This window comes from Cutibacterium acnes, from assembly GCF_003030305.1.
Lineage (GTDB): Bacteria > Actinomycetota > Actinomycetes > Propionibacteriales > Propionibacteriaceae > Cutibacterium > Cutibacterium acnes.
Genome location: NZ_CP023676.1, coordinates 1,996,812 through 2,022,597, shown reverse-complemented (window position 1 = coordinate 2,022,597; position 25,786 = coordinate 1,996,812). Strand labels below are relative to the sequence as shown.

The following is a 25,786-nucleotide window of genomic DNA, read 5'->3' as shown; positions in this document are numbered from 1 at the left end:
ATGACGGTTTCTTGGCAAGGTGTGACCAAGACATTCCCCTCGGGCGATTCCGCGCGTGGGGGGTGCACGATTCATTGCGCCGATGCGACTGTTGACGCAGGTCAGGCATGTCTCATTAAGGGAGCATCCGGTCAGGGTAAGTCGACCATGATGGCCATGATCGGTGGCCTGCTTCCAGTGACGAGCGGGCACATCACCATTGCTCATGGTCATGGCGACCGTGATCCTGAGCAGGCTCGCCGTGAGGGGCTGGTTGCCTACGCCTTCCAGTACCCATTCCTCACCCCGTACTTCACTGTCTGGGAGAACGTCGCTCTGTGCGCCGAAGCCGAGATCGCGTATCAGTTGCTGGCCTCTTGCGGCATGGCTGACCTGGCCAATCAGCAGGCCAGCACGTTGTCCGGTGGGCAGCAGCAGCGGGTGGCCGTCGTCCGGGCTGTGGCGTCGCGGCCCGCAGTCTTGCTGGCAGATGAGCCGACGGCATCCCTTGACGACGACAATCGGTGGGCCGTGGAGAAACTGCTTCAGGACTACCTGGATGACGGAGGAACGATCATCATGGCATCGCACCAACCGATCGACCTTCCACATCTGAGCGTCACGGTGGAGGCGACACGATGAGCATGTCAGCATCGCGTCACGCCTGGGTGTCCTTGCGACGCTCCAGCTTGCCCCGACAGCGCTGGTTCATCATCGTCCTGGCCTTGCTGGGAGGATGCGCTCTAGCAATGAACACCATCGTCGCAGGCCATGTTCGTGACCAGATTGACGCCGCTGACGCGGGCAAGAGACTCAACTATGTTGTTGTTGACAGTACGGGGCGTGGGTCTAGTGGCCCGATTAACGCGGCAGCTCGCCGGCAGATGATGGGCATGGACCATGTGGCGAAGGTCTACGAGTGGTCGCAGGCTGGACTGCTCTGCGACGACGACAATGGGCTTCCGCAGATCGTATGGGCCACGGCACAGATTCCCGATGTTCCTCCCGCCACGGTGGCCTTTGACGGCCCCACCAGGCCAGTGCGGCCAGGGGAAGTCATCGTGCCAGATGCGGTAAACGGTCATGATCTCAAAGCTTTGCTGGGGACGACGATCAATGTGTCGTACCAGCGCAAGACGAAGGCATCTGAAGCTGAGGCTGTCCCGACGAAGCTCAAGGTTGTTGGCCTTTACGACTCCAGCCGTCCGAACAATGACGGTCCCGATACGGTCTACGTTAATGTTGACGACGCCAAGAATTGGGAGGCTGCCAACGCAGGGATGTCCCCTCAAGCGTTTGATAAGCAGGGCGTGTCGAGGGCCTATGTCGAGGCTGATTCGCGCGCCCACGTCGCTGACGTCCATCGGCAGCTAAGCCAGGCAGGATTTTCCGCAACCAGCCAGGCTGATGTGGTCGGATACGCCGATCAGATGACCTCTGATGTCCAGCGGATGCAGACGATCCTCATCGTCGTCATCTGTGTGGCGGCATTGGTGCTTGGGGTCAGTGTTGGCTCGACGATCTCGCGTCAGCGGGGGTCTCAGATTGCAGTATTTAAGGCTTTCGGCCGCTCGGGGGAGTGGATTCTCGGTTGCCTTGAAATGGAGGCCCTTTTTATTGGTGTGGTGATGGCGCTGGGAATTGTCATCGTCGGGCTGGTGCTGTGTGGTGTAGCGATGGCGTTGACGGCTGTTGGGGTGAACTTGGGGCCGGTGGCGATGTCCCCGGTGCCGTTGGCTGATGTGCTGGAGCAAGGAGCGTGGTTCCCTCTGGTCCTTCTTGCTGCCGTACCGCTGGGGTGCTTGCCGCGCACTATTGTTTCAGTGAAGACTCACAAGCCTTACGAGTTGCTGCGCGAATAGTGACCATGACGATGTGACCTGAGCAAAAGAAATGCCCCCGAGTTGGTGGGACTCGGGGGCATTATCATCACCAGATGGTGACCCGCTTCTCGGGAGCCAGCCACATCGGGTCGTCCTCGGTCACCCCGAAGGCTTCGTGGAAGGCGTCGATGTTGCGGACGATCTGGTTGCACCGGAACTCGGTGGGCGAGTGTGGGTCTGTGGCGATTTGAGTGCGTAGGGCCTCGTCGCGCTGTTTCTCGCGCCAGATCCGGGCGTAGGACAGGAAGAATCGCTGCTGCCACGGCACATCGTCGATCGGCTCGGGCTCAGTTCCCGCAAAAGAAATCTGCAGGGCTTTGAAAGCGATTCCCGCTCCGCCGAGGTCGCCGATGTTCTCGCCTATTGTCAGTGATCCGTTGACGTGTGGGCCGTCCGGTTGTAGTTGCAGCGGCACAAGGGCGTCATACTGGCTGATGAGACCCTTGGTGCGTTCCTCGAAGGCGGTGCGATCCTCAGCGGTCCACCAGTCACGCAGTCTGCCTGCACCGTCGCAGGTCGAGCCCTGGTCGTCGAAACCGTGACCGATCTCGTGACCGATGACGGCCCCGATCCTGCCGTAGTTGACGGCGTCGTCGGCCTCGACGTCGAAGAATGGCGGCTGCAGGATGGCTGCTGGGAAGACGATCTCGTTGCGCAATGGGTGGTAGTAGGCATTGACCGTCTGCGGGAACATGAGCCACTCGTCGGGATCCATGGGGCCCGAGAGTTTCTCAATGGTGCGGTCGAGTTGGAATGAATTGCAGGCTAGAACGGCGTCGACCAGGCTTCCGTCAGGTAGCCGGAGTCCCGAGAAATCGCGCCAATGTTCCGGGTAGCCGATCTTCGGGCGGAAGGCCGAGAGCTTGTCAAGGGCTTCAGCTCGGGTCGACTCGCTCATCCATGTCAGTGTCGAGATGGACTGACGATATGCCGCCAGCAGGTTGGCGACGAGGTTGTCCATTCGCTCTTTGGCTGCTGGAGGGAAGTGCCTGGCGACATAAAGTTTGCCGACGGCCTCGCCCATGGCCGATTCAACGAAGGAGACGCCGCGCTTCCATCGAGCCTTGAGCGCAGGGGTGCCGTTGAGGACACGACCGTAAAAGTCGAAGTTCTCATCGACGAAGGCTGAGCTGAGATAGGAGGCCAGGGAAGATATGGCGTGCCAGCGTGCCCACGACTTCCACTGGTCAAGGCGTTCGTCGACGAGCATTCCCTCGACCCCATCGAAGAAGGATGGCTGGTTGTCGATGACGGTGGCCAGGACTTCGACGGGGATGCGAGCACCTTGGCGCCATTGCTCGAGGTGCAGGCCAGGATGTGTCGAGGCCAGGTCGTCAAAGATCTTGGGGTTAAAGGCTGCTTTCATATCTCGGCAGTGGACCTGATCCCAGTGGTGGGACGCGATTTCGGTTTCTAGATCCATGACGGCCTGAGCCTGGTCGGCGGCGTTGTCCAGCCCGGCCAGGGTGAGCATCCGGGTGACGTGGCTCACATACGCCTCGCGGACCTCAGCCTTGTCGTCGTCACGGTAATAGGCCTCGTCGGGCAGGCCTAGTCCAGCCTGACCCATCCACGGTACGTAACGAGTGGGATCGGCGGGATCCGACTCCTCGGCAAGGTAGAACAAGGCGCCGAGGGATTCGCGGTAGTGCTGGCCTAGCAATGTCATGAACTCCGATATCGTTGTCACGCGATCGATGCGTGCCAAGATCGGCGTCAAGGGGATCGTGCCGACGGCTTCGACGGCGGCAGAGTCCATGAATCGGCGGTACAGCTCGGCCATAAGGTTGACTTCGTGGTCAGTTGACGCGCTGGCCGCTTGCCGCAACTCGTGGGCGTCGCCGGAGGTCAGTTCCTCAAGGATGTCGTGAACGGCGGCCTCGGAGTTGTCACGCAATACCCGGAACGATCCGGTGCTCGCCTGATCGTTGGGGATGGTCGTTGTTGATAGCCACGACCCGTTGACGTGGCGGAAGAGGTCATCAGCTGGGCGGACGTCGGGGTCCCGGTCCTGGAAGGATGCGGTCATAGGTCCACCCTATCCGGCGCGCTAGCCATGCATTTCCGCCTATCACAGCTTCGGCCACTACTCGGCGTTCCGTCTCAGGAAGGTGCGACGACCGTCAGGCCGCAGTCGCGTGCCGCTGATTGCAACCGCTGGTCGTAGATGGCTAGTGCATTGACTTGGAGGTCGAAGGCAGTGGCTGAGATGTCGAGATACCAACGAGTCATCGTTTGCCGCGTAGGTCGTTGAGGACAGTCTCGCTGTCGATCGCAGTTGTGGTCAGATCGCTGGTATCGAAAATTGACTCTTGGCGGGCGGGCTTGGTTGCTCGGCGACCGCCTGCATAGAGCGTCAGCTGGGTGACGGGAAGCCCTCGACGCGCGACGATCAGGACTTCCCCAGCCTCAACATGGAGAGCAAAATTTCCGGAGCTTAGGCGGCGCTGATGATGAGACCGTTAAGGGGTGCGCGCCGGTACTGCTTATCAATGGTGCTTTTAGGAGTGATCATCTTTGCTTCTCGATAGCGGGTAGTCTCCGAATTTTGATCTAGTTCTCACGAGCGTCTGGCTATAAGCGGAGCATGACCATCTTTACTAGAGAAAGCTTTACTACTACTCTCAGCGAGAATCATGCCCGCCGGTCAAGTCCTCAACGTCCTAGATCAACGATCCAAACTATTCAAACCTCAAAGAAAAAAATTATCTGCATGGCGTTAAACACATAAAAGGACACCGCCACGGATGTGAATAGTGCGATTGCTGTGGCCGCGCCCATCTTGATGAGAAAGTGGCTACCGTTCTCCTTGAGGGTAATGTCTACCGTGCCAAGAATCCACCCTATCAGGGAGAACACCGCGAGAAGAATAAGATAGTATATGAGGGTTTCCTTGCCGTTGATGAACCTCAGAGTTGTCAGGAAACGCTCGATGGAGCCCATGAGTACACCGGCAAGGCTCGACATGACGGCAGTGATGGCCTTAACTCTGCGTTTTTGTTTCGTTATATCGTCGCAGTCGACGGCGGTTCGCTGCCACAGTCCGGTAAGCCACCCAGCCACAGGAAAAATAGGCGACATGACGAGTTCAGGTGGACAGAGCTCAGTATCTTGTTCTGTGAGGAGTAGAGATATGAGGTATCCCAAGACCACGAGCGCCCAGACAGCTCCAACGATGGCTCCGATGATGAGGCCGTTGAGGGGTGCGTGGCGGTATTGCTCTTCAACCGTGTTTTTGTGGGTGGTCGTTGCTGCCTCTTTAGTAGCGGTATAGAAGATCATAGGCGTCCCCTATCTCGTCATGGTCGGCGCGGATTGTTGCAAGGGCGCGCGTTATTTGGGAATACGCTCAGAACTCGAAAAAAAATAATGCTTCTATAAATAAACTCGTGGTAAACCAGAAAGTCACAGACAAGAACAGCATTACACCCGCCATGATACTCATCTTAGAAATGATCCATCGAGTATCATGAATATTATTTACTCGCGCACCCCCGAGTGCCCATCCGGCACAAGGAAACATCATTAATGGAAGCAGGTACAGGATAAACGCCTTAGTGCTGTATGCGGCACGAGCTGGCACATGGAGGGTATCTTGACTTGCAACTAGCGTATAAAAAGTGGCTGCCGTCATAATTCCTACTGCAGTCATCATTGCGGCACCGATCACCTTAATTCCATGCTCTATTTTTGCTGGATCCCCACGGGAAGTAAAGGACCGTTCCCATGCCCCGGTAATCCATCCAAGAATAGGCAACATCAATGCGACAAGATCCATTTTCGCTCGCCTCGAAGGGTCATTCGCGAACAAACCAGGAATCAAAAGCACGAGGACCCAGGCAACCCCGATGATGGCTCCGATGATGAGGCCGTTGAGGGGTGCGTGGCGGTATTGCTGTTCGTGTGTGTTTTTGTGGGTGGTCATCGTGGTGTCTTTGTGGTGGTGTGGGGGTCGCAGGCGTCTCCGATGCCGTCGTGGTCGGTGTCGGTTTGGTCTTGGTTGGCTATGGTGGGGCAGTTGTCTTGTGTATCGGGTACGCCGTCGCCGTCTCGGGTGACCTGGATCGGGAAGGTGAGGGTGTCAGTGGTGCCGGTGGTATCGGTGATGCGCAGGTGTGCCTGGTATGTTCCGATTCGGGTGAGGGTGCGAGTGATCTCAGGCGTGGTGGTATCGATTTCGTAGTGTCGGTCACCGTCTAAGTCCCATTGCCAGCGGCGGATATGGCCGAAGGCTGTATACGACGAGGACGCGTCTAGGCTCAACGGGTTACCCCGGCGCACCTGGCTTTGCCCGATCACAGCGGCACGCATCCGCACCCCCGGCGCCGAGGCCACCTGCGCAACACTCTCAGACAAGCTCGCACTCCTGGCCGTTCTCGACAGGAGCGCATCATGGACCAGCCCAGCAATCTGTTCATGACCGACCACATTCGGATGGTACCAATTCTTTTCATCTTGACTTGGCTCTGACAATATGACGCCATTTCCATTATATGAGTAGCCAGCGGTCTCAAAGACGGCGTTGATCCAACGTTGCGGATTCTGGTCACCGTTATGAACCAGCGGTTCGGGTTCGTGGGTGTTGAAGAGGCTGGTGGTGGGGGTGTAGGTCACTTTGAGGGCATGGGATGTGTTCCAGGCCTTGATGGTGGCGGCTTGCCTGGTGCGGAATTCGTCCTCGGCGGCCCGCACCCGGGTAGACGGCACGTCGGTTAAAGGAGCATCATCGTCTGCGGGGATGAGGTAGGGGTATCCGATCAGGATGACCCGTGTGTGAGCCGGGTCGGCCAGTCGGTTCTGTATGTGCGACAACAACGTCGTCGTTTTCGTCATCGTGGCATCAATCTTCTTGCGTGACGCATCAACAGAGCCGCCACACTTGGCCGCTGACCACACTCTTTCAATGAAGCAGTTTTCGACGACGGTGGTGAAGTCTAGGTCGTTGCCTCCGGCGGTCATGAGGACTACATGTGTGTGGGGATCCATTCCGTCGGCCTGACTGACAATAGTGTGGTCCCCGGTAGTGATTTGGGCGCCACTCCAGGCCCGCACATCAGTCTGGAACGTGGTATCGTCCCCGAACTCCCGATTCAACCGGCGCGTGAGCACCGAACCATAATTCTTAGGGCTGCGATACGACCCATCAGCCGGATACCCATCAACCAAGGTTCCGTTGCCTGCCGAGTAGGAGTCTCCCAGCACAGTCATCTTCACTAACCGGCGAGGCGGCACTCACCCATCAACCGTGACCGCCCGAGCCGGATTAGCACCAATAGTGTCCAACGACTGCAAACCCCGCAACACCGGAACCGCCTGCACCGTCGCCATCATCGTCCACGCGGGACTAACGACATTACTTGGGAACGAGCCGTCAGCCTTCTGCTGACCGGCCAGCCACGCTTGACCCTTGACAGCCTGGTCTTTGTGGTTCGCGTCACCGGCCCGATACAAACCCGGTGCCACTCGCGTCGTCGCACGCACATCCGCACCGTGGTCTGGCCAACCCCACCCATCTGTCTGACGATCGGCATCCAGACGTTTGACAAGCGCCGCCTTGACAGCCGTAATCCCCTCCTGACCGTATGCTGTAGACACCACATGCGACAGGGCGGCGAGCATAAGACCATCAGTACTCGGATAATTCCGCCCGGGACGCGCCGAGACATAGTCGGTGATCGACTTGAATAGCTTCTGCGGGATCGGTTTGCCCAGCCGCTCCAACGCGATCATGTCCAACGCCTGATGAAACGGGCGCTCCTTGAGTGCCGAATCCGGCAACGACGTCACCGGCTTAGCGTAATCAGTTCCCCCATAGGTGGTCGGCTCGCCAGCTGCCAGCAAGGTGATCGTCACCTTCGCACACCCACCCACATTCTTAAAAGTGCAATACGACGGCCCCTTAGCCTTAATATCTTTCTTGATCATGCCGAAAAGCTTCGCATCGGTCTTGCCGGCAGAAATCAACGCCAGCGCCCCGTCCAACTCCGGACCCAAATCACCCTTCGTCAGATCAGCACTATGCCCGTTAATGTAGTCGGCTGCCTTACCGGCCTGGGCAGCGTAATCGGCGGGTTTCGGCCCACCCGCTGCTAGAGCCGGGACAGGCACCCCCCACCGTGCCAGTCACCACCGCAGCCGCCACCAGCGAGCCCAACACTCGCCTACGTTTCGTTGTTGCTGCTTCTATCATCTTGTCCCTCCACGGAAACGTCCCGAGGGGATTCCACAGACAACACAGACGTTCACGCGTCGATGCCGACCCCGTAACCCGCGACGGAACCCCACACCACCCCCACGTGATCTGGTACCCCGACTCCCACACAAATGGTGGTCACGGTTACGCGACAGTGCCGGACTCCCACCAGCTTCCCCACACCACCTAGGCATCAACCCACCCATTAGGCCGACAACGAACATAGTACCTCCCACCAAGGTCACCCCCACATCGACCGGGCAGCAGCACTCAGAACCGCGAGGTACCGACGTTAGAATCGCGGTCGGCCTCGCCTCAGGGAGTTGTCAGCTCTGCACTTGCCAGGTGTCGCTGCCGAGTAGCAGCTGTTGCAGCGCGGCGTTACGGGAGCCAGGGTCGGTCGCATCCCCGGAAGCCAGTTTCACTTGGGCGCGAGCCTGATCGTCATAGGTGGGGCGGTCTACGTCGTAGAAGATCCCGACCGGGGTCTGGGTGACGACGGTGCCGTCGTCCAAGTGCGCCAACTCGAAGGCCAGCGACGGGTCGGCGCGATGGGAGTCGTGAACGAGCACGTGGTCCATGCCCACCTCGGCGACGTCAGCCACCGTTAACTCGCCGCTTACGGGGTCGCGCACCACGCCGCGGGAATTGTCAGCTCCGACGAGCACCGGCTCCCCATCAACCAGTCGGATGAGGTGCTGGGTGGCCTCGGGCCCCTTGTAGTCATCGAACGCCCCGTCATTGAAGATCGGGCAGTTCTGATACATCTCGACAAACGAGGTGCCCCGATGCTTGGCGGCGGCGGTGAGTACCTGGGCGAGATGCTTCCGATCAGAGTCGACGGCACGAGCTACGAAGGAGCAGCCCGCCCCCAACGCCACTGCCAACGGGTTGAACGGTGCGTCGATCGACCCCATCGGGGAGGACTTCGTAACTTTGCCAGCCTCCGAGGTAGGGGAGTACTGACCCTTCGTCAGACCGTAAATCCGGTTGTTAAACATGAGAATCGTCAGGTTGACGTTGCGTCGCATGGCGTGGATGAGGTGATTACCCCCGATCGACAGCGCGTCGCCGTCGCCAGTGATGACGAACACGGCCAGGTCGGGACGCGACACCGCCACACCCGTCGCAATAGCCGGGGCACGGCCATGGATCGAGTGCATACCGTAAGTATTCATATAATACGGGAAGCGGGAGGAACAGCCGATCCCCGAGATAACGACGGCGTTCTCTTTGGCGATACCCAGGTTGGGCAGCACACCCTGGAAGGTGGACAAGATCGCGTAATCGCCACATCCGGGGCACCAACGCACCTCCTGGTCAGAGGCGAAGTCCCGACGCTTGAGCGGCTCAATCGCCAACGGCACACCCGCCAGGCCGGCGGGACGATCCTCGGTGGTGATGTCAGTCATCTCAGGCCTCCCTCGTATCGTCGCTACCCTTGCTGTCACCACAGTGGCGACACAACTCATCGCACAGGTCCACCGGCGAGATTGGTAGCCCGCGCACCCGCGAGATCGTCTTGACGTCGATGAGGTACTTCGAGCGCAACAGCATCGCGAATTGGCCGGTGTTCATTTCGGGGACGACGATCTGCCGGTATCGACGCAACACGTCACCCAGATCCTCCGGTAGCGGGTTAAGGTGGCGCACGTGAGCCTGGGCGATGGACAGGCCGCGAGCACGTACTCGGCGTACGGCGGCGGTGATCGGGCCGTACGCGGAACCCCATCCGAGCACGAGCACGTCGGCGTCACCGGAAGGATCGTCGACGGCAGTCGGAGGAATGGTCTTTGCGATGCCTTTCACCTTGGCAGCCCGAGTGGCCACCATCTCCTCGTGGTTGGCCGGGTCATAGGAGATAGCGCCGGTGTGGGCTGACTTCTCCAGACCACCGACGCGGTGCTCCAGACCTTTGGTGCCGGGCAGCGCCCACGGACGCGCTAAGGTTTGCGGGTCACGGCGGTAAGGCATAAACCGCGGCGAGCCGTCGGCAGCGGTGGTGTTCGGCTCGGTCGCGAAATGGGGGTCAATGCGCGGGATCTCAGCCAGATCAGGCACCTTCCACGGCTCCGCACCGTTGCCAAGGTAGCCGTCAGAAAGCATGATCACGGGGGTGCGATAGGTCACCGCGATACGGCAAGCCTCCAGCGCAGTGTCGAAGCAATCCGACGGGGACTTCGCTGCGAGCACCGGGACGGGAGATTCGCCATTGCGTCCAAACATTGCCTGTAGCAGGTCGGCCTGCTCAGGTTTGGTCGGCATACCGGTGGAGGGTCCGGCGCGCTGCACGTCGACGACCACCAGCGGCAGCTCCGTCATGACGGCCAAGCCGATGGCCTCGGACTTGAGGCTCATGCCGGGGCCCGACGTCGTTGTCACGCCCAGCGAACCGGAAAAGGAAGCACCGATGGCAGAACTGACCCCAGCGATCTCGTCCTCGGCCTGGAAGGTGACGACGTTGTGGGCCTTGCGCTTAGACAGCTCGTGGAGGATGTCGGAGGCCGGGGTGATGGGGTAGGAGCCTAAGAACAGCTGCAGCCCGGCCCGGTTGGCACCCATGATGAGACCGTACGCGGTGGCGAGATTGCCGGTGACCTGACGGTAGGTGCCTTCGGGCATCGGGGCCGGGGCCACCTCGTAGCGCACCCGGAATAGTTCGCACGTCTCGCCGTAGGCATGCCCGGCCTTGAGCGCGGCAAAGTTGGCGTCCCGAATGTCCGGCTTGGAAGCGAACTTGCTAGCTAGGAACTTCTCCGAGGGGCCGAGGGGACGTCCGTATAGCCAGGTCAGCAGTCCGAGGGCGAACATGTTTTTGGCGCGCTCAGAATTCTTGCGGCCAAGGTTGAAAGGTTCGACGGCAGCTACGGCCAGCCCGGTGAGGTTGAGCTCGACGACCTGGTAGGACTCCAGCGTGCCGTCATTGCGCGGATCCTCGGTGTATCCGGCTTTTTTGAGATTTTTCGCGGTGAACTCGGCGGAGTCGAGGATGATGAGTCCGCCGCGGCGGATGTCGCCGAGGTTCGCGGCCAAGGCGGCGGGGTTCATGACGACCAAGACGTCAGGTTGGTCACCCGGGGTGGCGATGTCGTAATTGGCGAAGTGCACCTGGAAACTTGAGACGCCGGGGATCGTGCCCTGGGGGGCGCGGATCTCGGCAGGGAAGTTCGGCAAGGTCGAAATGTCGTTGCCATGGATGGCGGACTCGGCGGTGAAGCGGTCGCCGGTCAACTGCATGCCGTCGCCGGAATCGCCGGCGAATCGAATGACTACTCGGTCGAGGGGCTGGACCTCTCGCTCGTCAGTGGTGTGATGTGCCGTGTCGGTGGAAGGCACTCTGACCTCTTTTCTCGTCGCGGGATTCCGTTGTTGACGTGTCATATGGGTGGCGGACGACCGCACCGACGATGCGCGTCTGGATGCTTCGGAACCAGCTACTAACGCTACCATCGAGCCTTTGCTTATCGAACTTCGGTCCCGGCTGCGCGCTGCCACGCGAATGTGATGAACAGTATCCTCGGTAGGATGACCTGGTGAAGTTCATCGACTGGTTCGCCGACGGATCCGTGTACGTCGTCGACCTCGCGCTGGCCTGCTGTGGGGTCGAGAGTGGGGCTGCCGTGTTGGCCAACGCTCCGGTGCGCGAAGAGATCCCAGACGGCGCCCCGATAGTGGTGCTCGTTTCCGGGACGGTGACAACTGGTCTGGCGCCCGTGGTGTCTGACACTGTCCATGAACTCAAGCGCAACCATCCCGTTGACGTGGTGGCTTTTGGAGCGTGCGCCTGTGCAGGCGGACCGTACTGGGATTCAGCTGGTGTTGTCGCTGGACTTCCGGATGCGGGGGTCGACGCCGATCACTGGATTCCGGGCTGTCCCCCCGGACCTGAAACGCTCACCGGGTTGTTGGCCTCGTCCCGGGAGGCCGCATGACGACCAGCGATGTCCCTGCAATCGGCTGGCACGACGCTGTTGCCCAGGCGGTGTCCACTCACCCGTGGCTGGCTCATCTGACGGCCATCGACGGGACAGGGGAGCGCGGCCAGGATCCCGACATCATCGTGGTTTGTCGCCTCGAGAATCATGACGGCGACGACGTGACTATCTCCACCCGTGTGCCTCGTGACGGCGGGACCTTGGACTCGATTGTCGGCGTGCTGGCCGGGGCATCCTGGTATCAGCGGGAGATCCACGACTTTTTTGGTGTGAGGTTTGTCGGCCCTGGGGCAGATGATCGTGCCCTCCTTGTCCACGATGCACCGAAACCGCCCCTGCGCAAGGAAGCTGTGTTGGCGCAGCGAGCTGACACCGTGTGGCCGGGTGCGGCTGACCAGGCTGGCTCGAAGTCCGCGAGTCGACGTCTGCCGGTCGGCGTTCCTGACCCTGAGACGTGGCGGCGTATCAAAGACGGTGAGGATATTCCGGATGCCGAGGTCATCGCGGCCATGTCTGGCCGGCGCCCGCGATCAGCTGCCCGTCGAATGGCAAGCACGGCGTCAGGCAGGCAGGCATGAGACATTCGGCTATCAACCTTGACGTCGACGCGTGCACCTCCTGCATGATCTGTGCCCGCGAGTGTCCGGCTTGGTGCATCACCATCGACGCTCACCACGAAGCGGTTCCGGACTGCGATGCTCGCCGTCCCCGCACGGTAGCCGTTCTCGACGAGTTCGCTATCGACTGGGGGCTGTGCATGTATTGCGGCATGTGCATCGAGTCCTGCCCGTTTGACGCCCTGTCCTGGAGTGACAAGCGTGTTTCGGAATCGTTGTCGCGCACCGATTTGGTCAGCGCGTGGGGATTGGACGGTGATCGGTGAAGCAGCCGGTTGGGCGGCGGCGACGGATCAGATGGCTTGCCTATGTGCGCGCCTGGAGGTCCTGGTCGGTCCTGGAAGGGCTGGTCGGGACGATTCTCATCACGGCCGGATCACTGACCCCGGCCTATCTGCCACTGAACTCGCCATGGTGGTCTCGACTAAACGAGGCTGGTTTACGCGGATCAACGTGGCGTATCGTCGGGACCTTGCTTGTCCTCGTCGGCGTTGGTTTGCTGGTCGATTCCTGGCTGCGCCTGCGGCCTGGTCGCGAGCCGCGTGACCTTACTGCGGAACCGCTGCCGAAGCATGCGCGTCGATGCTTTAAACACCTTCCAGGTATTCGTGCTGGACTACACCCGTGGGCTGTACTCGGCGTGTGGGGTCTGCCTTTCCTACTCGCTCCACCCATCTTCAGCCACGACGCCTACTCCTATGCTGCCCAGGGCTGGCTGCTGGAAAACGGCATCAGCCCCTATGAGGGGTATCCCGGGTTGCTACCTGGGGCCTTCGCCGACCAAGTTGCCCAGGAATGGCGTTATACCAAGACCCCCTACGGTCCTTTAGCCCTCGTCGTCCAACATGGGATCGTCCACCTCACTGGGGACAATCCCTACTGGTCGTCGGTCTTTATGCGTGTTCCGGCTCTCTTAGGCGTTATCGCTATAGGGTTGTTGTTGTCCCGGGTGGCGCGTCGAGTCGGACGAGACCCGCACTTTGCAGCCTGGTTCTCCACCCTCAACCCCATCCTCGTGGTGGACTTCATCGGGGGAGCACATAATGACGCCCTCATGATGGGGCTGGTTGTTATCGGGTTGTGGATTGCTTGCATGACGAGCTGGTCATGGGCGATTGGCGCGGTACTTGTCGGGGGCGCGGCGGCCGTCAAACAGCCGGCATTTATGGTCGCAGTTGCTCTGCCGCTGATCCGTCATCCTATGGCGTCGTGGCATCCGCGCCACCTTTTCCCGGCTTTGGGGCGAACGGTAGGGTCCCTCACTATCTCGGTGGCTGTTTTTTCGGGTATTTCGTGGGCATCGGGTTTAGGGTTTGGCTGGTACCACGCCGTCAACGTTCCCGGTATGGTGTTGACGGTGTCGCCCTTCACTCTGGTCGGCATGGGTGTGCGAATGGTGCTTGGTTCCTTTGGCGCACATCAAGCAGCGGCAGCTGTCATTCCGATTTCTCAGGCCATTGGCATGCTCGTCGGTGTGTTTCTGTTGGTGGTCATGGCCGTCCGGTTGCTACCGCGCAAGCCGCTGTCTTTCCTGGCGCTGGGATTTCTTGCCGTGGCATTATGTGCCCCAGCACTGCATTCCTGGTATGTGCTGTGGGGGGCGCTGCTACTGCCCCTGATCGACGAAGCTGCCCGCTTCGTTCGCCCTGCGGTGTGGACCACCGTCATCATGTTGTCCTTCGATGCGGTCAACCTGTCCTGGCGCAATAGTGCCGCAGCTCTTGGTGTTGCGCTGGTCCTGGTGCTGGCGGCCCGCCTGGTGTGGCACGAACACAGCCTGGGACAAGGGTGGACGCACAAAGACGTTCACGTTCCGCACCCCACAAGGTCCATTGACTGTTAGAGCGCCCGGTATGCAGCGGATAGTTCGATGGCGGTAGCCGTGGTTGTTGGGAGCGGAAAGTGACGACGCGAGTTCTTGACGTGGCAGGCTGGGGATATGGATGAGGTGAAGATCAGCGGTACCGACGATGTCACGATCATCTTGGACCGTCCCCGAGCGATCAACTCGTTATCTGGTGAGATGCTGGGGGCTATTGGGGAGGCCGTCAAGGGATCGCCGCGCAGCATCGATCTATCCGGTGCGGGAGAGCGCGGCTACTGTTCGGGAGCTGACATTCGCGAGCTCAGATCGTTGGTATTAAAGGATCCCGAGGCCGCTGGTGACTGGTTGGATGGTGAGTACGACGTTGACGCTGCCATTGCTGAGGTGCATTCGGGGACCGCGCATCTGCATGGCATTTCCATGGGCGGCGGGCTTGGGTTGGCACTGCGCCTTAAGCGGGTCGAGGCTCGCGACGACCTCGTCCTTGCGATGCCGGAAACGGGTATTGGTCTATGGCCTGACGTGGGTGCGTGTTTCGAGCTCTCTCGGGCCCCGCGCCTTGTCGGCCGCCATATAGCCATGACCGGGGCCTTCATCGATGCGGCTTCGGCGCTGTGGGCCGGTTTGGTAGATGAGGTCGTCGACGCCGACGGCGAGCCCGTTGACGTCGATCCGGTCGCTTGTCAGTTGGCGCGCGATGCGGTGTGGATTCAGGAGTGTTATGACACTGATGATCCCGTCGAGGTGTGTCGTCGATTGGCTGATCGTCCCGAGCCGGCCGCGCGTAAGACGGCTGAGCACATCGCGACGCGCTGTCCGTTGTCGGTAGCTGTCGCATTGGCCGCTGTCGTGAGGGCTGAATCCGCGTCAGGTCTTGGCGAGGTGTTGGAGACTGATCGTGCTCTGGGGCGGTCCTTTATGCGCAATTCGGACTTTTGTGAGGGGGTGCGCGCCCAGCTGGTCGACAAGGACCGCAACCCGCATTGGTCCCACGAGAGCGTGGCTGACGTGCCCGCTCGTCAGGTTGAGGGGATGTTCGACCCGTCCTGACTTACAGGTCATAGTCGACGACTACTGCTGCGTGGTCGGAGGTGCGCTCGGAGTAGGAGGGGTCACGATCAATCTCGGCCGTGATGGCTTTGCTCGCCAACTCTGGTGACGCCAGGTGGTAGTCGATACGCCAGCCCGCGTCATTAACGAAGGCCTTGCCGCGCCAGCTCCACCACGAGTAGGGCCCGTTGGTGTCGGGGTGCTGGGCGCGCACAACGTCAATGAGGGTGTCGGGGGACAGGATGGTGTCAAACCACTGCCTCTCTTCGGGTAGGAATCCCTCATTGCGCTGGTTGGCTTTCCAGTTCTTGAGGTCGGCGTTTTCGTGGGCGATGTTGAAGTCACCCATAACGAGGAAGTGACGGCCTTGGGTGGTGCATTCTTGGCGGCGTCGGACTAGGTGGTCGCGGAACCCTGTCAGGAAGGCCATTTTGCGGTCCTGCTTGGCGATGGTTTTCTCGTTGGCTGGATCCGGGGTGGCGCCTTTGGGCAGGTAGAGGCAAGCGACGGTGAGGGGAGTATCGGCCAGGTCGACCTCGATGTAACGTCCCTCGTCGGCGAAGGGCAGCAATTCGGTGGGGAGGCCGTCGGTGTTGCCTGTGAGTGCCTGTGCGGGTGTAGGAGCCTGGCCGGGTGCCATGACGAGGTGGGTTCCCCAGGACCGGACCTCGGCCGGGGCGGTACGGGTGAGGAGAGCGACGCCGTTGCGTCCGGCCAGCGAGCCGGGTGCCCAGGAGACGTGACGGTCGCCGAAGGCTCCTTCGGGTAGGTCGGCAGGACGGCAACGCACTTCTTGCAGTCCGATTACGTCGCAGTCACGAGCCTCCATCCTCTCGGAGAATCCCCGCTTCAGGGCAGCTCGGATACCGTTGATGTTGAAGCTGGCGATGCGCATATGCAGGAGTGTGTCACACGCGGAGTACGGAGGCGGTTGTCCTGGGCGATCTCGTGCAACCGGTGACGTCTCTGGTGGTGGGTGGTACGAGTGCGGCCTGATTCACATACCAATTGGTCATGACTGCGGCCTGCCTGCTAATATTATCGATCGCTGGTTAACGCCAGCACGGCAGGTTGCCCGAGTGGCCAAAGGGAGCGGTCTGTAAAACCGTCGGTTTCGCCTACGTTGGTTCGAATCCAACACCTGCCACGCAACCCCCGGGTCGGATGGATTCGGGGGGTTGGTTTCGCCATAACCGGGTCTCGGGCTGACATTGGTCGGTTGGAGATGTGATGAGGCGGGACGGCTCGGTTCGACTGAAAGCCGGTTTCGGGGTTTAATCCCGGGGGTTGAGGAGACTCGGGTTCTGATTTGCCAACGGTCGAAAGCTCGTGTAGTTTTCTCATCCGTTGCCCCTATAGCTCAGTAGGCAGAGCGTCTCCATGGTAAGGAGAAGGTCAGCAGTTCGATTCTGCTTGGGGGCTCTGAGTGTGAATCGGCCCCACTCGCCCGGTGGGCCGGGCCAAGATGCGGTGCCGAGGATCACATTGGCGGGGTAGCTCAGGGGTAGAGCAAGCGGCTCATAATCGCTGTGTCGCGGGTTCGATTCCCGCTCCCGCTACCAATTTAACCGGGGAAACTCGGGAGCGCACACTCCATACGGCTCGAAAGTAGGAAAGATGGCCAAGAAGTCCGGCGACGTTCGCCCGAAGATCACGCTCGCCTGCACCGAGTGCAAGGAGCGCAACTACATCACCAAGAAGAACCGCCGAAACAATCCTGATCGCATGGAGATGGCGAAGTTCTGCCCGCGCTGCCGCAAGCACACCGCGCACCGCGAGACCCGCTGAGACCGGGACCTGAACCCAAGAACCTTAAACGAGGGGCTGCTTTAGAGGCGGCCCCTCGTGCTGTGTGTTATGAGCAATTGCTGTGTGAGCAATTAAATGCTCCGAGGTATTCTGTGGCGGCGGGGTCTGGGATAGCCTGACGACATGTCGATCAGTTCTCATGACGTTGGGCGCACCTACCCGACGACAGACCCGTACCTTGTTACCGCAGAGAAAATCCGGGAGCTTGCCACTGCTTTGGGGGATAACGCTCCGGCCTATCGAGGCGACGACCCCATTGCTCCGCCCACCTTCGCGATGGTGTTGGCGTCTCGGGCGTGGGAGGCGTTGTTCGACGACGAGCAGCTTGACCTGCGCCTGGAGCACATGATCCACACTGACCAGTCCTTTCACTGGATCCGTCCGCTTCATGAAGGCGACGAGGTGACAGCCGCCCTCACTATCACTTCTGTGCGTACCCGAGGCAATACCGACATCATCGGCATTAACGTCTCGTTGGATCACGTCGACGGCGAGCACTTGGGCAATGCCACTTCAACGTTGTGGCATACCCGTCCAGAGGGGAACGCATGAGCGTACAGCTGTCGGAGGGGCAGACTTTCGGCCCGCGAGCCATCAACGTTACTCGGACTACTCTGGTCCGTTACGCAGGCGCATCCGGCGACTTTAACCCCATCCACTACAGTGATCGAGCTGCCCGCGAGGCCGGCATGGACGGAGTTATCGCCCACGGTATGTGGACTATGGGTGCGGCTCTTGGCACTGTCATCGATTGGGTCGGCGGCCCTGAGCGGGTGGTTTCGCAGCGAGCGCGCTTCACCCGACCGGTCCAGGTTCCGGATACCGAGGGGGGCACCGCTATCGAGGTCGCCGCCACGGTGCGCAAGGTCAGCGAGGAGGCGGCGACTCTGGCTGTCGACGTCAAGTGCGATGGCCAATCGGTCCTGGGCCGGGTCGAGGTGGTCGTAAGGCAGGGGGAGCAATGAGCACCACGGTCATTGGCCCCTACGAGGACGACGACCCCACTGAGGCCTGCAGCACGATTCATCACGAGGTCATTGGAACGACGACTTGTCTGTCCGGTGGCGAGGACGTGCCGCTGGCCCCCCTGACGACCTTGAAGGTGGGTGGCCCGGCGCGTCACCTTGTCATCGCGACGACCCACGACGAACTCTTGGCAACTGTTCGTGACTGTGATCGGCGCGGCGAGCCGTGCCTGGTGCTCGGCGGTGGCTCGAATGTCCTCGTCGGTGACAATGGGTTCGACGGCACCGTCGTCCGCGTCGCTACCTCGGGACTGTCCGCGGAGGTGTCATCGTGTGGGGGTGCCTTGGTGACGGTCGCCGCAGGCCAGGTTTGGGACGATTTCGTTGTCCATGCCATTGAGCAGGAATGGATCGGCCCGGAGTTTCTCTCTGGCATCCCCGGTCTCGTCGGGTCGACGCCCATCCAGAACGTCGGTGCGTACGGCGTCGAAGTGGGGGAGTTTATCGCGCGGGTGCGTACGTGGGACCGCGTCGACGATACTCAGCGCACTTTTACCGCTGACCAATGTGATTTCGGGTATCGCTCTAGCCGTTTCAAGGCTGAGCCCGATCGCTACGTCGTCCTCGACGTCACCATGCAATTCAACCTCGGTACCCGCTCTCTGCCAGTCCGCTACGCCGAATTAGCGCGACGTTTGGGGGTAGAGCCGGGGGAGAGGGTCGATACCTCCCAGGTGCGTGAGACGGTGTTAGCGGTCCGTGCCGGCAAAGGGATGGTCCTCAACCCCAATGACCATGACACCTGGAGTGCCGGGTCCTTTTTCACCAACCCCCTGGTGTCTCCGGACCAGGTTCCGGAAGGGGCCCCGGCCTTCGCCCAGTCCGACGGTCGGGTCAAGACGAGTGCGGCCTGGCTTATTGACCACGCCGGTTATGGTAAGGGGTTCAAAGTGGCTGAGGACGCGCCAGCGAGTTTGTCGACCAAACATGTCCTGGCTTTGACGAATCGTGGCGGTGCCAGTTCAGGCGACTTCACCACCCTCGCACGCACTGTTATTGACGGAGTCCGCGACGTTTATGGGATCACCTTGGTGCCCGAGCCGCGCTTGATCGGCTGCACGATCTGACGCGTCCTAGCATTGCCAGACGCCACGACCCTTCAAGCCTTACTGCAGCAGGGCTGGAGGGTCGCGTGTTGTCCTGAACTGGCGAGGGGACAGAATTAGGAGCATGACCACCCCGTTGATTGACCTGTCCCACGATGACCTGTCCGCCCTGCATCAGCAGCTGAGCAGCGAGCATGCCGACCTCGTCGCCCGTGGTGTCTGTCTCAACATCACCCGTGGCAAGCCTTCTCCAGCTCAGCTTGACCTCAACGCAGACTTACTGACGATTGACGTCTCTTCTCATGCCGAGGACGGCCGCGACGTTCGTAACTACGGCGGTAACCGAGGTCTCCCTGAGATTCGCCGTATTTTCGGTGAGTTGTTGGGCGTCGACGTCGACCACATCATTGCTGCCGACAATTCCAGTTTGTCGATCATGCATGATCTGGCGATGTTCGCTTTCGTTCACGGTATTGCCGGACAGAAACCCTGGTCCGGCCAGAACGTCAAGTTCATCGCCCCCGTTCCCGGTTACGACCGGCATTTTGCCATCTGCGAGCATCTGGGTATTGACATGATCCCAGTGGAGCTGGGAGAGCATGGCCCTGACGTCGACGAGGTTGCGAAGCTAGCTGCCGATCCGTTGGTCAAGGGCATGTGGGTCGTGCCGATGTACGCCAACCCGAATGGCGCCATTTACGACGAGCGCACAGTCCGGGCTTTGGTATCCATGCCGACAGCGCCAGATTTCCGTATCTGGTGGGATAACGCCTATGCCCTGCACCACCTCACCGACACTGAGCACCCTGCCCTGCCGGTGCTCCAGTGGGCTGAGGAAGCGGGCAACCCGGACCGTGTTTTCGAGCTGGCCTCAACGTCCAAGATCACCTTCGCTGGTGACGGCGTTTCCTTCCTGGCTTCTTCTAAGGCCAACCTCGACTGGTACCTGGGACACGCAGCAGTCCGCTCGATTGGCCCTGACAAGGTTAATCAATTGCGTCATGCGCAGTACTTGCGTGACGCTGAGGGGGTCCGCAAGCTCATGCGTGCCCATCGCGAGATCCTTGCCCCGAAGTTCGCTGTCGTTAATGAGGTCCTCACTCATCGTCTGGGCGGACGTGGTGTCGCATCCTGGACTCACCCGACTGGTGGTTACTTCATCACCCTCGACGTTATGGACGGTACCGCGTCACGAGTTGTTGCCCTGGCCAAGGAAGCTGGTATCGCGTTGACACCAGCTGGAGCGTCTCACCCGTTGCACCGCGATCCGCACGATCGCACGATTCGTCTGGCCCCGTCGTTTCCTGGCATGGACGAGCTGCGTGCGGCCATGGAGGGTGTGTCGACTTGCGTCTTGCTCGCAGCTAGCGAGAAGCTGCTGAAGGGCTGAAGCCGATTACAAAAGCAGCCTGATGAAAGGCTTACAGCGGCCCTGCACCCGGTAACGGTGCGCGGCCGCTGTCATATTTCTGATGCCCAACGACTGCGCTGAGTTGGCAGCAGGAAGGGGCATGTTCGTGGACCACGACGACCGCGTAGTTGAAATGACTGCGGCCACCACCCGATGGATGGTTGGACGGAAGTTCTGTAGGCTTCTATCGTGCCTAATTCGACGCGGGACCGAGTTCTCTCCTATACTCCCTGTGCTGGCGTTGTCACCCAGGCATCGCCGAAGGGCACTAGCTCAATTGGCAGAGCAGCGGTCTCCAAAACCGCAGGTTGGGGGTTCAAGTCCCTCGTGCCCTGCGAGACGCATGTGCGGGGCGTATCCCTGGTGCGCAGCCGTGGCGAAGTCCTGGTCCACGGCACCAACCGTCAGGCAGGACCCGAAGGAATAGCGTGACCGACGAGAAGCGAAACCTCAGCGACGGAGACGATCCTTCCGTCAAGGGCGAGCTGTCTCCAAGGGGCGAGGATCTGGCATCCAACAACCTTCCGGAGACTGACGAGTACGACGTTGTCGACCCAGAGGCTGAAGAGTTGACGACCCCAGACGATGTCGTCGATAAGACTCCCGATAAGGCCGATCCCGAAGATATGGTTATTGACGACCCCGACCAGCTCGAAGGAGCGGAGGAGGTCGCTGCGTCAGCTCGTTCTTCCCGGCCGGTGCGCAAGAAGGATTCTGCTGGCAAACCAGCCCGCCGCGGCAAGCCCGTGCGCAAGGAAGCTAGCGCGGCTGATGAGGAGCCCGCTACCGCGTCTGCGGCTAAGTCTGCTGGCCCCGAGCCGAAGCGTAAGCTGACGAAAGCTCCGGTTCGCAAGGAGCGTTCTCACCATAAGCCCGCCGATCAGGGCAAGCAACGCATTGGCCCGGTGACCTTCACTAAGCAGTCGGTTGCTGAGTTGCGCAAGGTCAAGTGGCCTAGTGGCGACGAGCTGGGACAGTACTTCCTCGTCGTCCTCGTCTTTGTTCTGCTCATCATCGCCTACGTCAGTGGCTTGGACGTCGTCTTCGGATGGGTCGTCATCAAGCTCTTTGGCCACTGACGATCACATTGGAGAATTGACCTGTGAGTGACAGCCCCCATTTCAGTGAAACTAACGACGTCGAGATTAACCTTGACGCGTTAACCCCCGACACCGCCGAGGAGAAGGACGACGAGGTCGAGATCGACCTTGGGGACCTCAGCGAGGAGGACTCTGCTGAGGAGCCCGAGATCGACCTTGATCTTGGTGACGACGAGCCTGCCGAGGCCTCAGATGATGACATCGCCCGTAACCTCGGCATCGGTCAGGCTGCTGACGATGAGCAAGACGCCGACGAGAATGAGTCTTCTGAAGCTGATAATGCTGATAATCAGGATGTCGTTGACGCTGCCATTGAAGAGTTGCGCGGTGAGCTGTCCTCGAAGTTCGGCGAGTGGTACGTGCTGCACACCTACTCCGGCATGGAGAACAAGGTGAAACAGAACCTGGACGCTCGGGTGCAGAACTTCAACATGGAGGACTACATCTTTGAAACGGTCGTCCCGACCGAGGAGGTCGTCGAGATCCGCAACGGCGCGCGCCGTACGATCACCAGGGTGTATTTGCCTGGTTACGTGCTGGTGCGGATGGACCTCACTGACGACTCGTGGGGTATCGTGCGCCACACCCCGTCGGTGACCGGGTTCGTCGGGCAATCCACCACTCCGATCCCGTTAACTTTTGATGAGGTCGTCAAGATGCTGACGCCGTCGGTTGTCGCCAGGATTAGTCGTGAGAACGCTGACAAAACTTCCTCGCCGAAGGCTAAGCCAAAGGTTGAGGTTGCCGATTACGAGGTCGGCGAATCGGTGCAGATCACTGATGGTCCTTTCGCTGGTGTCCCAGCCCAGATCACGGAGATCAACACGAATAACCAGCGCATCAAGGCTCTGGTTGAGATCCTTGGCCGTTCCACCCCGGTGGACCTCGAGTTCAACCAGATTGAGAAGATCTGAACCTGATTTTGGCCCCACCGGCCGAGTTGCTTAGACTTGGCCGGTGCGTCTGCGTCCGGGTGCTCGTCACACTCGGACTCACACTGACGGCACCGACCGGTGTCGTCACCACCGAAAGAAGGACCCAACATGCCTGCTAAGAAGAAAGTAGCGGCCGTCGTCAAGGTCGCACCGCAAGCGGGACAGGCCACCCCGGCCCCGCCCGTTGGTATGGCTCTTGGCCCCCATGGTGTCAACATCATGGAGTTCTGCAAGGCCTACAACGCTCAGACTGAGGGACAGCGTGGAAACATCGTCCCGGTCGAAATCACCATCTACGAGGACCGCACGTTCAGCTTCGTCCTCAAGACCCCGCCGGCTGCTGAGCTCATTAAGAAGGCTGCCGGAATTAAGAAGGGCACGGAGAACCCGGCGACCCACAAGGTTGGCAAGATCTCCAAGGATCAGGTCCGTGAGATCGCCGAGACTAAGATGCCAGACCTCAATGCCAACGACATTGAGGCGGCCATGAAGATCGTGGCTGGTACTGCTCGGTCCATGGGCGTCGAGGTTGAGGTCTGAGGCGCCCAACCCGCAGACAGTTTTCCCACAAACAATTTTTGTGGAGGGGCACGCGCTGCCCTCACCACACCTGGTGAAAGGAACCAGATATGAAGCGCAGCAAGGCATATCGCGCAGCCGCTGAGAAGGTGAACCTCGACCAGCTGTACTCCCCGGAGGAGGCTCTGGCCCTGGTGGCTTCCGGCGCGTCGGCCAAGTTCGACGAGACCGTCGATGTGGCTATCCGTCTCGGCGTCGACCCCAAGAAGGCCGACCAGATGGTTCGCGGTACCGTCAACCTTCCTCACGGCACTGGCAAGACGGCACGGGTCCTCGTCTTTGCTACCGGTGAGAAGGCCGAGGCTGCCCGCGAGGCGGGCGCCGACGAGGTCGGTGACGACGATCTCATCGCCAAGGTCCAGGGCGGGTACTTGGACTTCGACTCCGTGGTTGCTACCCCGGACATGATGGGCAAAGTTGGCCGTCTGGGACGCGTGCTCGGTCCGCGTGGCCTGATGCCGAACCCTAAGACCGGTACTGTCACCATGGATGTCGCTAAGGCTGTCTCCGATATTAAGGGCGGCAAGATCGAGTTCCGTACCGATCGTTACGCCAACCTTCACTTCCTTATTGGGAAGGTGTCCTTCGGGTCGGAGAAGCTGGCCGAGAATTACTTCGCTGCTCTCGACGAGATCTTGCGTCTTAAGCCGAACGCCGCTAAGGGTCGTTACCTGCGTAAAATTACCGTTTCTTCGACGATGGGTCCCGGTGTGCAGATCGATCCTGTCGCCGCTCGCGACGCAGACTGACTGACTGTTGACGGCCCCCACAACGACGTTGCGGGGGCCGTCTTTGCGTCTTCCGCGAGCCACCGCCTGCCCAGGTGTGCCTCAGCCAAACGTGTGGACGTGACCATGGTGGTCATGGCGTCATCACACTGGGGGGGGGGGGTTCTGGGCGCATCCACAGATGGACATGTTATTGGGGCGATTGGAGCTGTCTTATCCGGTAATTTGGCACTCCACCTACAGCCAGCTATTCTGTATGAGTTGCCGTAGACCGCTGGTCGGGGTTTCCCGCCAAGCATCCGGAGCGATGGATGGCCCGCGCAGGTGAACGCCGAGATGATTTATTACCCCGTCGTGCGCCTGCGCACCGGGGTTTCTTTTTGTCCTCCCTACGGCTCCGGCGCTAGCAGTCCAGCTGCCAGCGCGACGTACGAGAAGTGGGAAGGAGACCCAATGGCTAGGCCTGACAAGGTCGCTGCGGTCGCCGAGCTGAAGGAGAAGTTTTCTTCGGCCGGCGCCACCGTGCTGACCGAGTACCGCGGTCTCTCCGTGTCGGCGCTCAAGGATCTGCGCCGTTCACTGGGGAGTGACGCCACCTACGCCGTTGCGAAGAACACCCTCACCCGCATTGCCGCCAAGGAGGCGGGTATTGAGGGACTCGACGACCAGCTCGTCGGCCCCACCGCCCTCGCCTTTATTAACGGTGACGTGGCCTCCGTGGCCAAGGGTTTGAAGAACTTCGCAAAGGACAACCCGCTCCTGGTCATTAAGGGCGGTGTGATGGACGGTAACGTCCTTGACGCCGACCAGGTTAAGAAGCTCGCCGATCTCGAGTCCCGCGAGGTCCTCCTCGCCAAGCTCGCCGGTGGCCTCAAGGCCAACCTCACGAAGGCCGCTGTGGTCTTCAACGCCCTGCCGTCGAAGGCCGCCCGCGGCCTGGGTGCTTTGCAGGAGAAGGCTGCTGCCGAGCCGTCTGTGATCGGTGGAGCTGGAGAGGCTTCCGACCAGGAGCCCAAGACAACCGAGACCCCTGAGGCGTCCGCCGCCCAGGACAACACCAACGAGTGAAAGGACGCCGATCATGGCGAAGCTCAGCAACGAAGAGCTCCTTGACGCTTTCAAGGAGATGACCCTCATCGAGCTCTCTGAGTTCGTGAAGCAGTTCGAGGAGACCTTTGACGTGTCCGCCGCCGCCCCGGTGGCTGTCGCTGCTGCCGGTGCTCCGGCTGCCGGTGGCGAGGCCGCTCCTGCCGAGGAGGAGAAAGACGAGTTCGACGTCATCCTCGAGTCGGCCGGCGACAAAAAGATCCAGGTCATCAAGGAGGTCCGTGGCCTCACCAGCCTGGGCCTGAAGGACGCCAAGGACCTCGTCGAGAGCGCCCCGAAGCCGGTCCTCGAGAAGGCCAAGAAGGAGGACGCCGAGAAGGCCAAGGAGGCTCTTGAGGCCGCCGGTGCCACCGTCACCCTCAAGTGAGCATGTGACTGCTTACAAAGTTCATTACGTGGGGCCACTCCTCTTTGAGGGTGGCCCCACGTGCTTGGCAGGTAAACCCCCATCACGGCCAGGTCTCAGTGAAGAGGAGATCGTTGCCTTATAGAGTTCCCTCCGTGGTGAAGGCTAGCTGGCGTGGACTTGCGGTAAAGTAATAAGGCGTATTACAATAGCTCATT

General features: G+C 60.4%; 25 protein-coding genes, 4 tRNA genes and 1 pseudogene. 22 read left to right on the top strand and 8 right to left on the bottom strand.

What is annotated here, in order from left to right; genetic code table 11:
• Together CPA42_RS10155 and CPA42_RS10150 are read left to right on the top strand one after the other, a co-directional pair.
• Complete coding sequence (locus CPA42_RS10155) at positions 1–621, top strand: ABC transporter ATP-binding protein (RefSeq protein ID WP_002515382.1); 621 nt, start codon at positions 1–3, stop codon at positions 619–621.
• A complete protein-coding gene (locus tag CPA42_RS10150; protein ID WP_002515431.1) occupies positions 618–1,841 on the top strand; it encodes an ABC transporter permease in 1,224 nt (407 codons plus the stop codon). The genes CPA42_RS10155 and CPA42_RS10150 overlap by 4 nt, the downstream gene beginning before the upstream one ends.
• Positions 1,842–1,908: 67 nt before the next feature.
• On the opposite strand, the gene CPA42_RS10145 is transcribed toward CPA42_RS10150, so the two are convergent.
• The 7 genes and pseudogenes from CPA42_RS10145 to CPA42_RS10110 all read right to left on the bottom strand — a co-directional run bounded on the left by CPA42_RS10145 (position 1,909) and on the right by CPA42_RS10110 (position 11,436).
• Entirely contained in the window at positions 1,909–3,891 is a 1,983-nt protein-coding gene (locus tag CPA42_RS10145) for a M13 family metallopeptidase (protein ID WP_002519597.1), read from the bottom strand.
• Positions 3,892–3,965: 74 nt separating this feature from the next.
• On the bottom strand, positions 3,966–4,094 hold the full coding sequence (locus CPA42_RS10140; RefSeq protein ID WP_002515415.1) for a hypothetical protein: 129 nt from the start codon (positions 4,092–4,094) through the stop codon (positions 3,966–3,968).
• 453 nt (positions 4,095–4,547) lie between these two features.
• Positions 4,548–5,144, bottom strand: a complete 597-nt coding sequence (locus CPA42_RS10135) for a hypothetical protein (RefSeq protein WP_002519598.1) — start codon at positions 5,142–5,144, stop codon at positions 4,548–4,550.
• Between the two features lie 67 nt (positions 5,145–5,211).
• On the bottom strand, positions 5,212–5,787 hold the full coding sequence (locus CPA42_RS12955) for a hypothetical protein (protein ID WP_023031594.1): 576 nt from the start codon (positions 5,785–5,787) through the stop codon (positions 5,212–5,214).
• Positions 5,784–7,970 (bottom strand): annotated as a pseudogene (locus CPA42_RS13625) (PKD domain-containing protein). The gene CPA42_RS12955 and the pseudogene CPA42_RS13625 overlap by 4 nt, the downstream one beginning before the upstream one ends.
• Before the next feature lie 411 nt (positions 7,971–8,381).
• The gene (locus CPA42_RS10115) at positions 8,382–9,467 is read right to left on the bottom strand and encodes a 2-oxoacid:ferredoxin oxidoreductase subunit beta (protein WP_002516005.1); all 1,086 of its coding nucleotides are present in this window, start codon (positions 9,465–9,467) and stop codon (positions 8,382–8,384) included.
• 1 nt (position 9,468) lies between these two features.
• Positions 9,469–11,436: a 2-oxoacid:acceptor oxidoreductase subunit alpha gene (locus CPA42_RS10110; RefSeq protein WP_002519378.1), complete on the bottom strand. Its 1,968-nt coding sequence runs from the start codon at positions 11,434–11,436 to the stop codon at positions 9,469–9,471.
• 152 nt (positions 11,437–11,588) lie between these two features.
• Between CPA42_RS10110 and CPA42_RS10105 the strand changes: the two genes are divergently transcribed.
• The 5 genes from CPA42_RS10105 (at position 11,589) to CPA42_RS10085 (ending at position 15,482) form a co-directional block, all read left to right on the top strand.
• Entirely contained in the window at positions 11,589–11,987 is a 399-nt protein-coding gene (locus CPA42_RS10105) for an NADH-quinone oxidoreductase subunit B family protein (protein WP_002516075.1), read from the top strand.
• Positions 11,984–12,568 carry an NADH-quinone oxidoreductase subunit C gene (locus CPA42_RS10100; RefSeq protein ID WP_002516021.1) on the top strand — a complete coding sequence of 195 codons (585 nt, stop codon included), beginning with the start codon at positions 11,984–11,986 and terminating at the stop codon, positions 12,566–12,568. The genes CPA42_RS10105 and CPA42_RS10100 overlap by 4 nt, the downstream gene beginning before the upstream one ends.
• A complete protein-coding gene (locus CPA42_RS10095) occupies positions 12,565–12,873 on the top strand; it encodes a 4Fe-4S binding protein (RefSeq protein ID WP_002516088.1) in 309 nt (102 codons plus the stop codon). Before CPA42_RS10100 ends, CPA42_RS10095 begins: the two co-directional genes overlap by 4 nt.
• A complete protein-coding gene (mptB, locus tag CPA42_RS10090) occupies positions 12,870–14,450 on the top strand; it encodes a polyprenol phosphomannose-dependent alpha 1,6 mannosyltransferase MptB (protein WP_002515964.1) in 1,581 nt (526 codons plus the stop codon). The genes CPA42_RS10095 and mptB overlap by 4 nt, the downstream gene beginning before the upstream one ends.
• Before the next feature lie 96 nt (positions 14,451–14,546).
• Entirely contained in the window at positions 14,547–15,482 is a 936-nt protein-coding gene (locus CPA42_RS10085) for an enoyl-CoA hydratase/isomerase family protein (RefSeq protein ID WP_002515985.1), read from the top strand.
• 1 nt (position 15,483) lies between these two features.
• Here the strand turns inward: CPA42_RS10085 and CPA42_RS10080 are convergent, their stop codons facing one another.
• The gene (locus CPA42_RS10080; RefSeq protein ID WP_002515952.1) at positions 15,484–16,377 is read right to left on the bottom strand and encodes an exodeoxyribonuclease III; all 894 of its coding nucleotides are present in this window, start codon (positions 16,375–16,377) and stop codon (positions 15,484–15,486) included.
• A 170-nt stretch (positions 16,378–16,547) separates the two neighbouring features.
• Between CPA42_RS10080 and CPA42_RS10075 the strand changes: the two genes are divergently transcribed.
• The 15 genes from CPA42_RS10075 (at position 16,548) to rplL (ending at position 25,589) form a co-directional block, all read left to right on the top strand.
• Positions 16,548–16,629: transfer RNA gene (locus tag CPA42_RS10075), tRNA-Tyr, on the top strand.
• A 202-nt stretch (positions 16,630–16,831) separates the two neighbouring features.
• Positions 16,832–16,904 (top strand) — tRNA-Thr (locus tag CPA42_RS10070).
• Between the two features lie 65 nt (positions 16,905–16,969).
• A tRNA-Met gene (locus CPA42_RS10065) sits at positions 16,970–17,044 on the top strand.
• A gap of 55 nt (positions 17,045–17,099) precedes the next feature.
• The gene (gene rpmG / locus CPA42_RS10060; RefSeq protein WP_002514900.1) at positions 17,100–17,270 is read left to right on the top strand and encodes a 50S ribosomal protein L33; all 171 of its coding nucleotides are present in this window, start codon (positions 17,100–17,102) and stop codon (positions 17,268–17,270) included.
• 144 nt (positions 17,271–17,414) lie between these two features.
• Positions 17,415–17,843 carry an FAS1-like dehydratase domain-containing protein gene (locus tag CPA42_RS10055; RefSeq protein WP_002514899.1) on the top strand — a complete coding sequence of 143 codons (429 nt, stop codon included), beginning with the start codon at positions 17,415–17,417 and terminating at the stop codon, positions 17,841–17,843.
• Positions 17,840–18,256, top strand: coding sequence for a MaoC family dehydratase (locus CPA42_RS10050; protein WP_002517590.1), 417 nt, complete (start codon positions 17,840–17,842; stop codon positions 18,254–18,256). Before CPA42_RS10055 ends, CPA42_RS10050 begins: the two co-directional genes overlap by 4 nt.
• Positions 18,253–19,383: a UDP-N-acetylmuramate dehydrogenase gene (locus CPA42_RS10045; protein ID WP_002516000.1), complete on the top strand. Its 1,131-nt coding sequence runs from the start codon at positions 18,253–18,255 to the stop codon at positions 19,381–19,383. The genes CPA42_RS10050 and CPA42_RS10045 overlap by 4 nt, the downstream gene beginning before the upstream one ends.
• Before the next feature lie 103 nt (positions 19,384–19,486).
• Positions 19,487–20,752 (top strand): aminotransferase class I/II-fold pyridoxal phosphate-dependent enzyme, encoded by a 1,266-nt coding sequence (locus tag CPA42_RS10040; protein WP_002516082.1) that lies wholly within the window; start codon positions 19,487–19,489, stop codon positions 20,750–20,752.
• A 283-nt stretch (positions 20,753–21,035) separates the two neighbouring features.
• Positions 21,036–21,108: transfer RNA gene (locus CPA42_RS10035), tRNA-Trp, on the top strand.
• 93 nt (positions 21,109–21,201) lie between these two features.
• Positions 21,202–21,852 (top strand): preprotein translocase subunit SecE, encoded by a 651-nt coding sequence (gene secE, locus CPA42_RS10030; RefSeq protein WP_002515969.1) that lies wholly within the window; start codon positions 21,202–21,204, stop codon positions 21,850–21,852.
• Positions 21,853–21,875: 23 nt separating this feature from the next.
• Positions 21,876–22,787, top strand: coding sequence for a transcription termination/antitermination protein NusG (gene nusG, locus CPA42_RS10025; RefSeq protein WP_002516053.1), 912 nt, complete (start codon positions 21,876–21,878; stop codon positions 22,785–22,787).
• 129 nt (positions 22,788–22,916) lie between these two features.
• On the top strand, positions 22,917–23,348 hold the full coding sequence (gene rplK / locus CPA42_RS10020; protein WP_002516066.1) for a 50S ribosomal protein L11: 432 nt from the start codon (positions 22,917–22,919) through the stop codon (positions 23,346–23,348).
• An 89-nt stretch (positions 23,349–23,437) separates the two neighbouring features.
• A complete protein-coding gene (rplA, locus tag CPA42_RS10015) occupies positions 23,438–24,136 on the top strand; it encodes a 50S ribosomal protein L1 (RefSeq protein WP_002515965.1) in 699 nt (232 codons plus the stop codon).
• A 432-nt stretch (positions 24,137–24,568) separates the two neighbouring features.
• Positions 24,569–25,183: a 50S ribosomal protein L10 gene (gene rplJ / locus CPA42_RS10010; protein ID WP_002516081.1), complete on the top strand. Its 615-nt coding sequence runs from the start codon at positions 24,569–24,571 to the stop codon at positions 25,181–25,183.
• A 13-nt stretch (positions 25,184–25,196) separates the two neighbouring features.
• Entirely contained in the window at positions 25,197–25,589 is a 393-nt protein-coding gene (gene rplL / locus CPA42_RS10005; protein WP_002514890.1) for a 50S ribosomal protein L7/L12, read from the top strand.
• Positions 25,590–25,786: the final 197 nt, after the last annotated feature.

What these genes read in the sequence shown, in the direction of transcription:
- CPA42_RS10155 (WP_002515382.1), top strand. Translation starts at nt 1, where the DNA reads ATGACGGTTTCTTGGCAAGGTGTGACCAAGACATTCCCCTCGGGCGAT.
- CPA42_RS10150 (WP_002515431.1), top strand. Translation starts at nt 618, where the DNA reads ATGAGCATGTCAGCATCGCGTCACGCCTGGGTGTCCTTGCGACGCTCC.
- CPA42_RS10145 (WP_002519597.1), bottom strand. Translation starts at nt 3,891, where the DNA reads ATGACCGCATCCTTCCAGGACCGGGACCCCGACGTCCGCCCAGCTGAT.
- CPA42_RS10140 (WP_002515415.1), bottom strand. Translation starts at nt 4,094, where the DNA reads ATGACTCGTTGGTATCTCGACATCTCAGCCACTGCCTTCGACCTCCAA.
- CPA42_RS10135 (WP_002519598.1), bottom strand. Translation starts at nt 5,144, where the DNA reads ATGATCTTCTATACCGCTACTAAAGAGGCAGCAACGACCACCCACAAA.
- CPA42_RS12955 (WP_023031594.1), bottom strand. Translation starts at nt 5,787, where the DNA reads ATGACCACCCACAAAAACACACACGAACAGCAATACCGCCACGCACCC.
- CPA42_RS10115 (WP_002516005.1), bottom strand. Translation starts at nt 9,467, where the DNA reads ATGACTGACATCACCACCGAGGATCGTCCCGCCGGCCTGGCGGGTGTG.
- CPA42_RS10110 (WP_002519378.1), bottom strand. Translation starts at nt 11,436, where the DNA reads ATGACACGTCAACAACGGAATCCCGCGACGAGAAAAGAGGTCAGAGTG.
- CPA42_RS10100 (WP_002516021.1), top strand. Translation starts at nt 11,984, where the DNA reads ATGACGACCAGCGATGTCCCTGCAATCGGCTGGCACGACGCTGTTGCC.
- CPA42_RS10095 (WP_002516088.1), top strand. Translation starts at nt 12,565, where the DNA reads ATGAGACATTCGGCTATCAACCTTGACGTCGACGCGTGCACCTCCTGC.
- CPA42_RS10085 (WP_002515985.1), top strand. Translation starts at nt 14,547, where the DNA reads ATGGATGAGGTGAAGATCAGCGGTACCGACGATGTCACGATCATCTTG.
- CPA42_RS10080 (WP_002515952.1), bottom strand. Translation starts at nt 16,377, where the DNA reads ATGCGCATCGCCAGCTTCAACATCAACGGTATCCGAGCTGCCCTGAAG.
- rpmG (WP_002514900.1), top strand. Translation starts at nt 17,100, where the DNA reads ATGGCCAAGAAGTCCGGCGACGTTCGCCCGAAGATCACGCTCGCCTGC.
- CPA42_RS10055 (WP_002514899.1), top strand. Translation starts at nt 17,415, where the DNA reads ATGTCGATCAGTTCTCATGACGTTGGGCGCACCTACCCGACGACAGAC.
- CPA42_RS10050 (WP_002517590.1), top strand. Translation starts at nt 17,840, where the DNA reads ATGAGCGTACAGCTGTCGGAGGGGCAGACTTTCGGCCCGCGAGCCATC.
- CPA42_RS10045 (WP_002516000.1), top strand. Translation starts at nt 18,253, where the DNA reads ATGAGCACCACGGTCATTGGCCCCTACGAGGACGACGACCCCACTGAG.
- CPA42_RS10040 (WP_002516082.1), top strand. Translation starts at nt 19,487, where the DNA reads ATGACCACCCCGTTGATTGACCTGTCCCACGATGACCTGTCCGCCCTG.
- rplK (WP_002516066.1), top strand. Translation starts at nt 22,917, where the DNA reads ATGCCTGCTAAGAAGAAAGTAGCGGCCGTCGTCAAGGTCGCACCGCAA.
- rplA (WP_002515965.1), top strand. Translation starts at nt 23,438, where the DNA reads ATGAAGCGCAGCAAGGCATATCGCGCAGCCGCTGAGAAGGTGAACCTC.
- rplJ (WP_002516081.1), top strand. Translation starts at nt 24,569, where the DNA reads ATGGCTAGGCCTGACAAGGTCGCTGCGGTCGCCGAGCTGAAGGAGAAG.
- rplL (WP_002514890.1), top strand. Translation starts at nt 25,197, where the DNA reads ATGGCGAAGCTCAGCAACGAAGAGCTCCTTGACGCTTTCAAGGAGATG.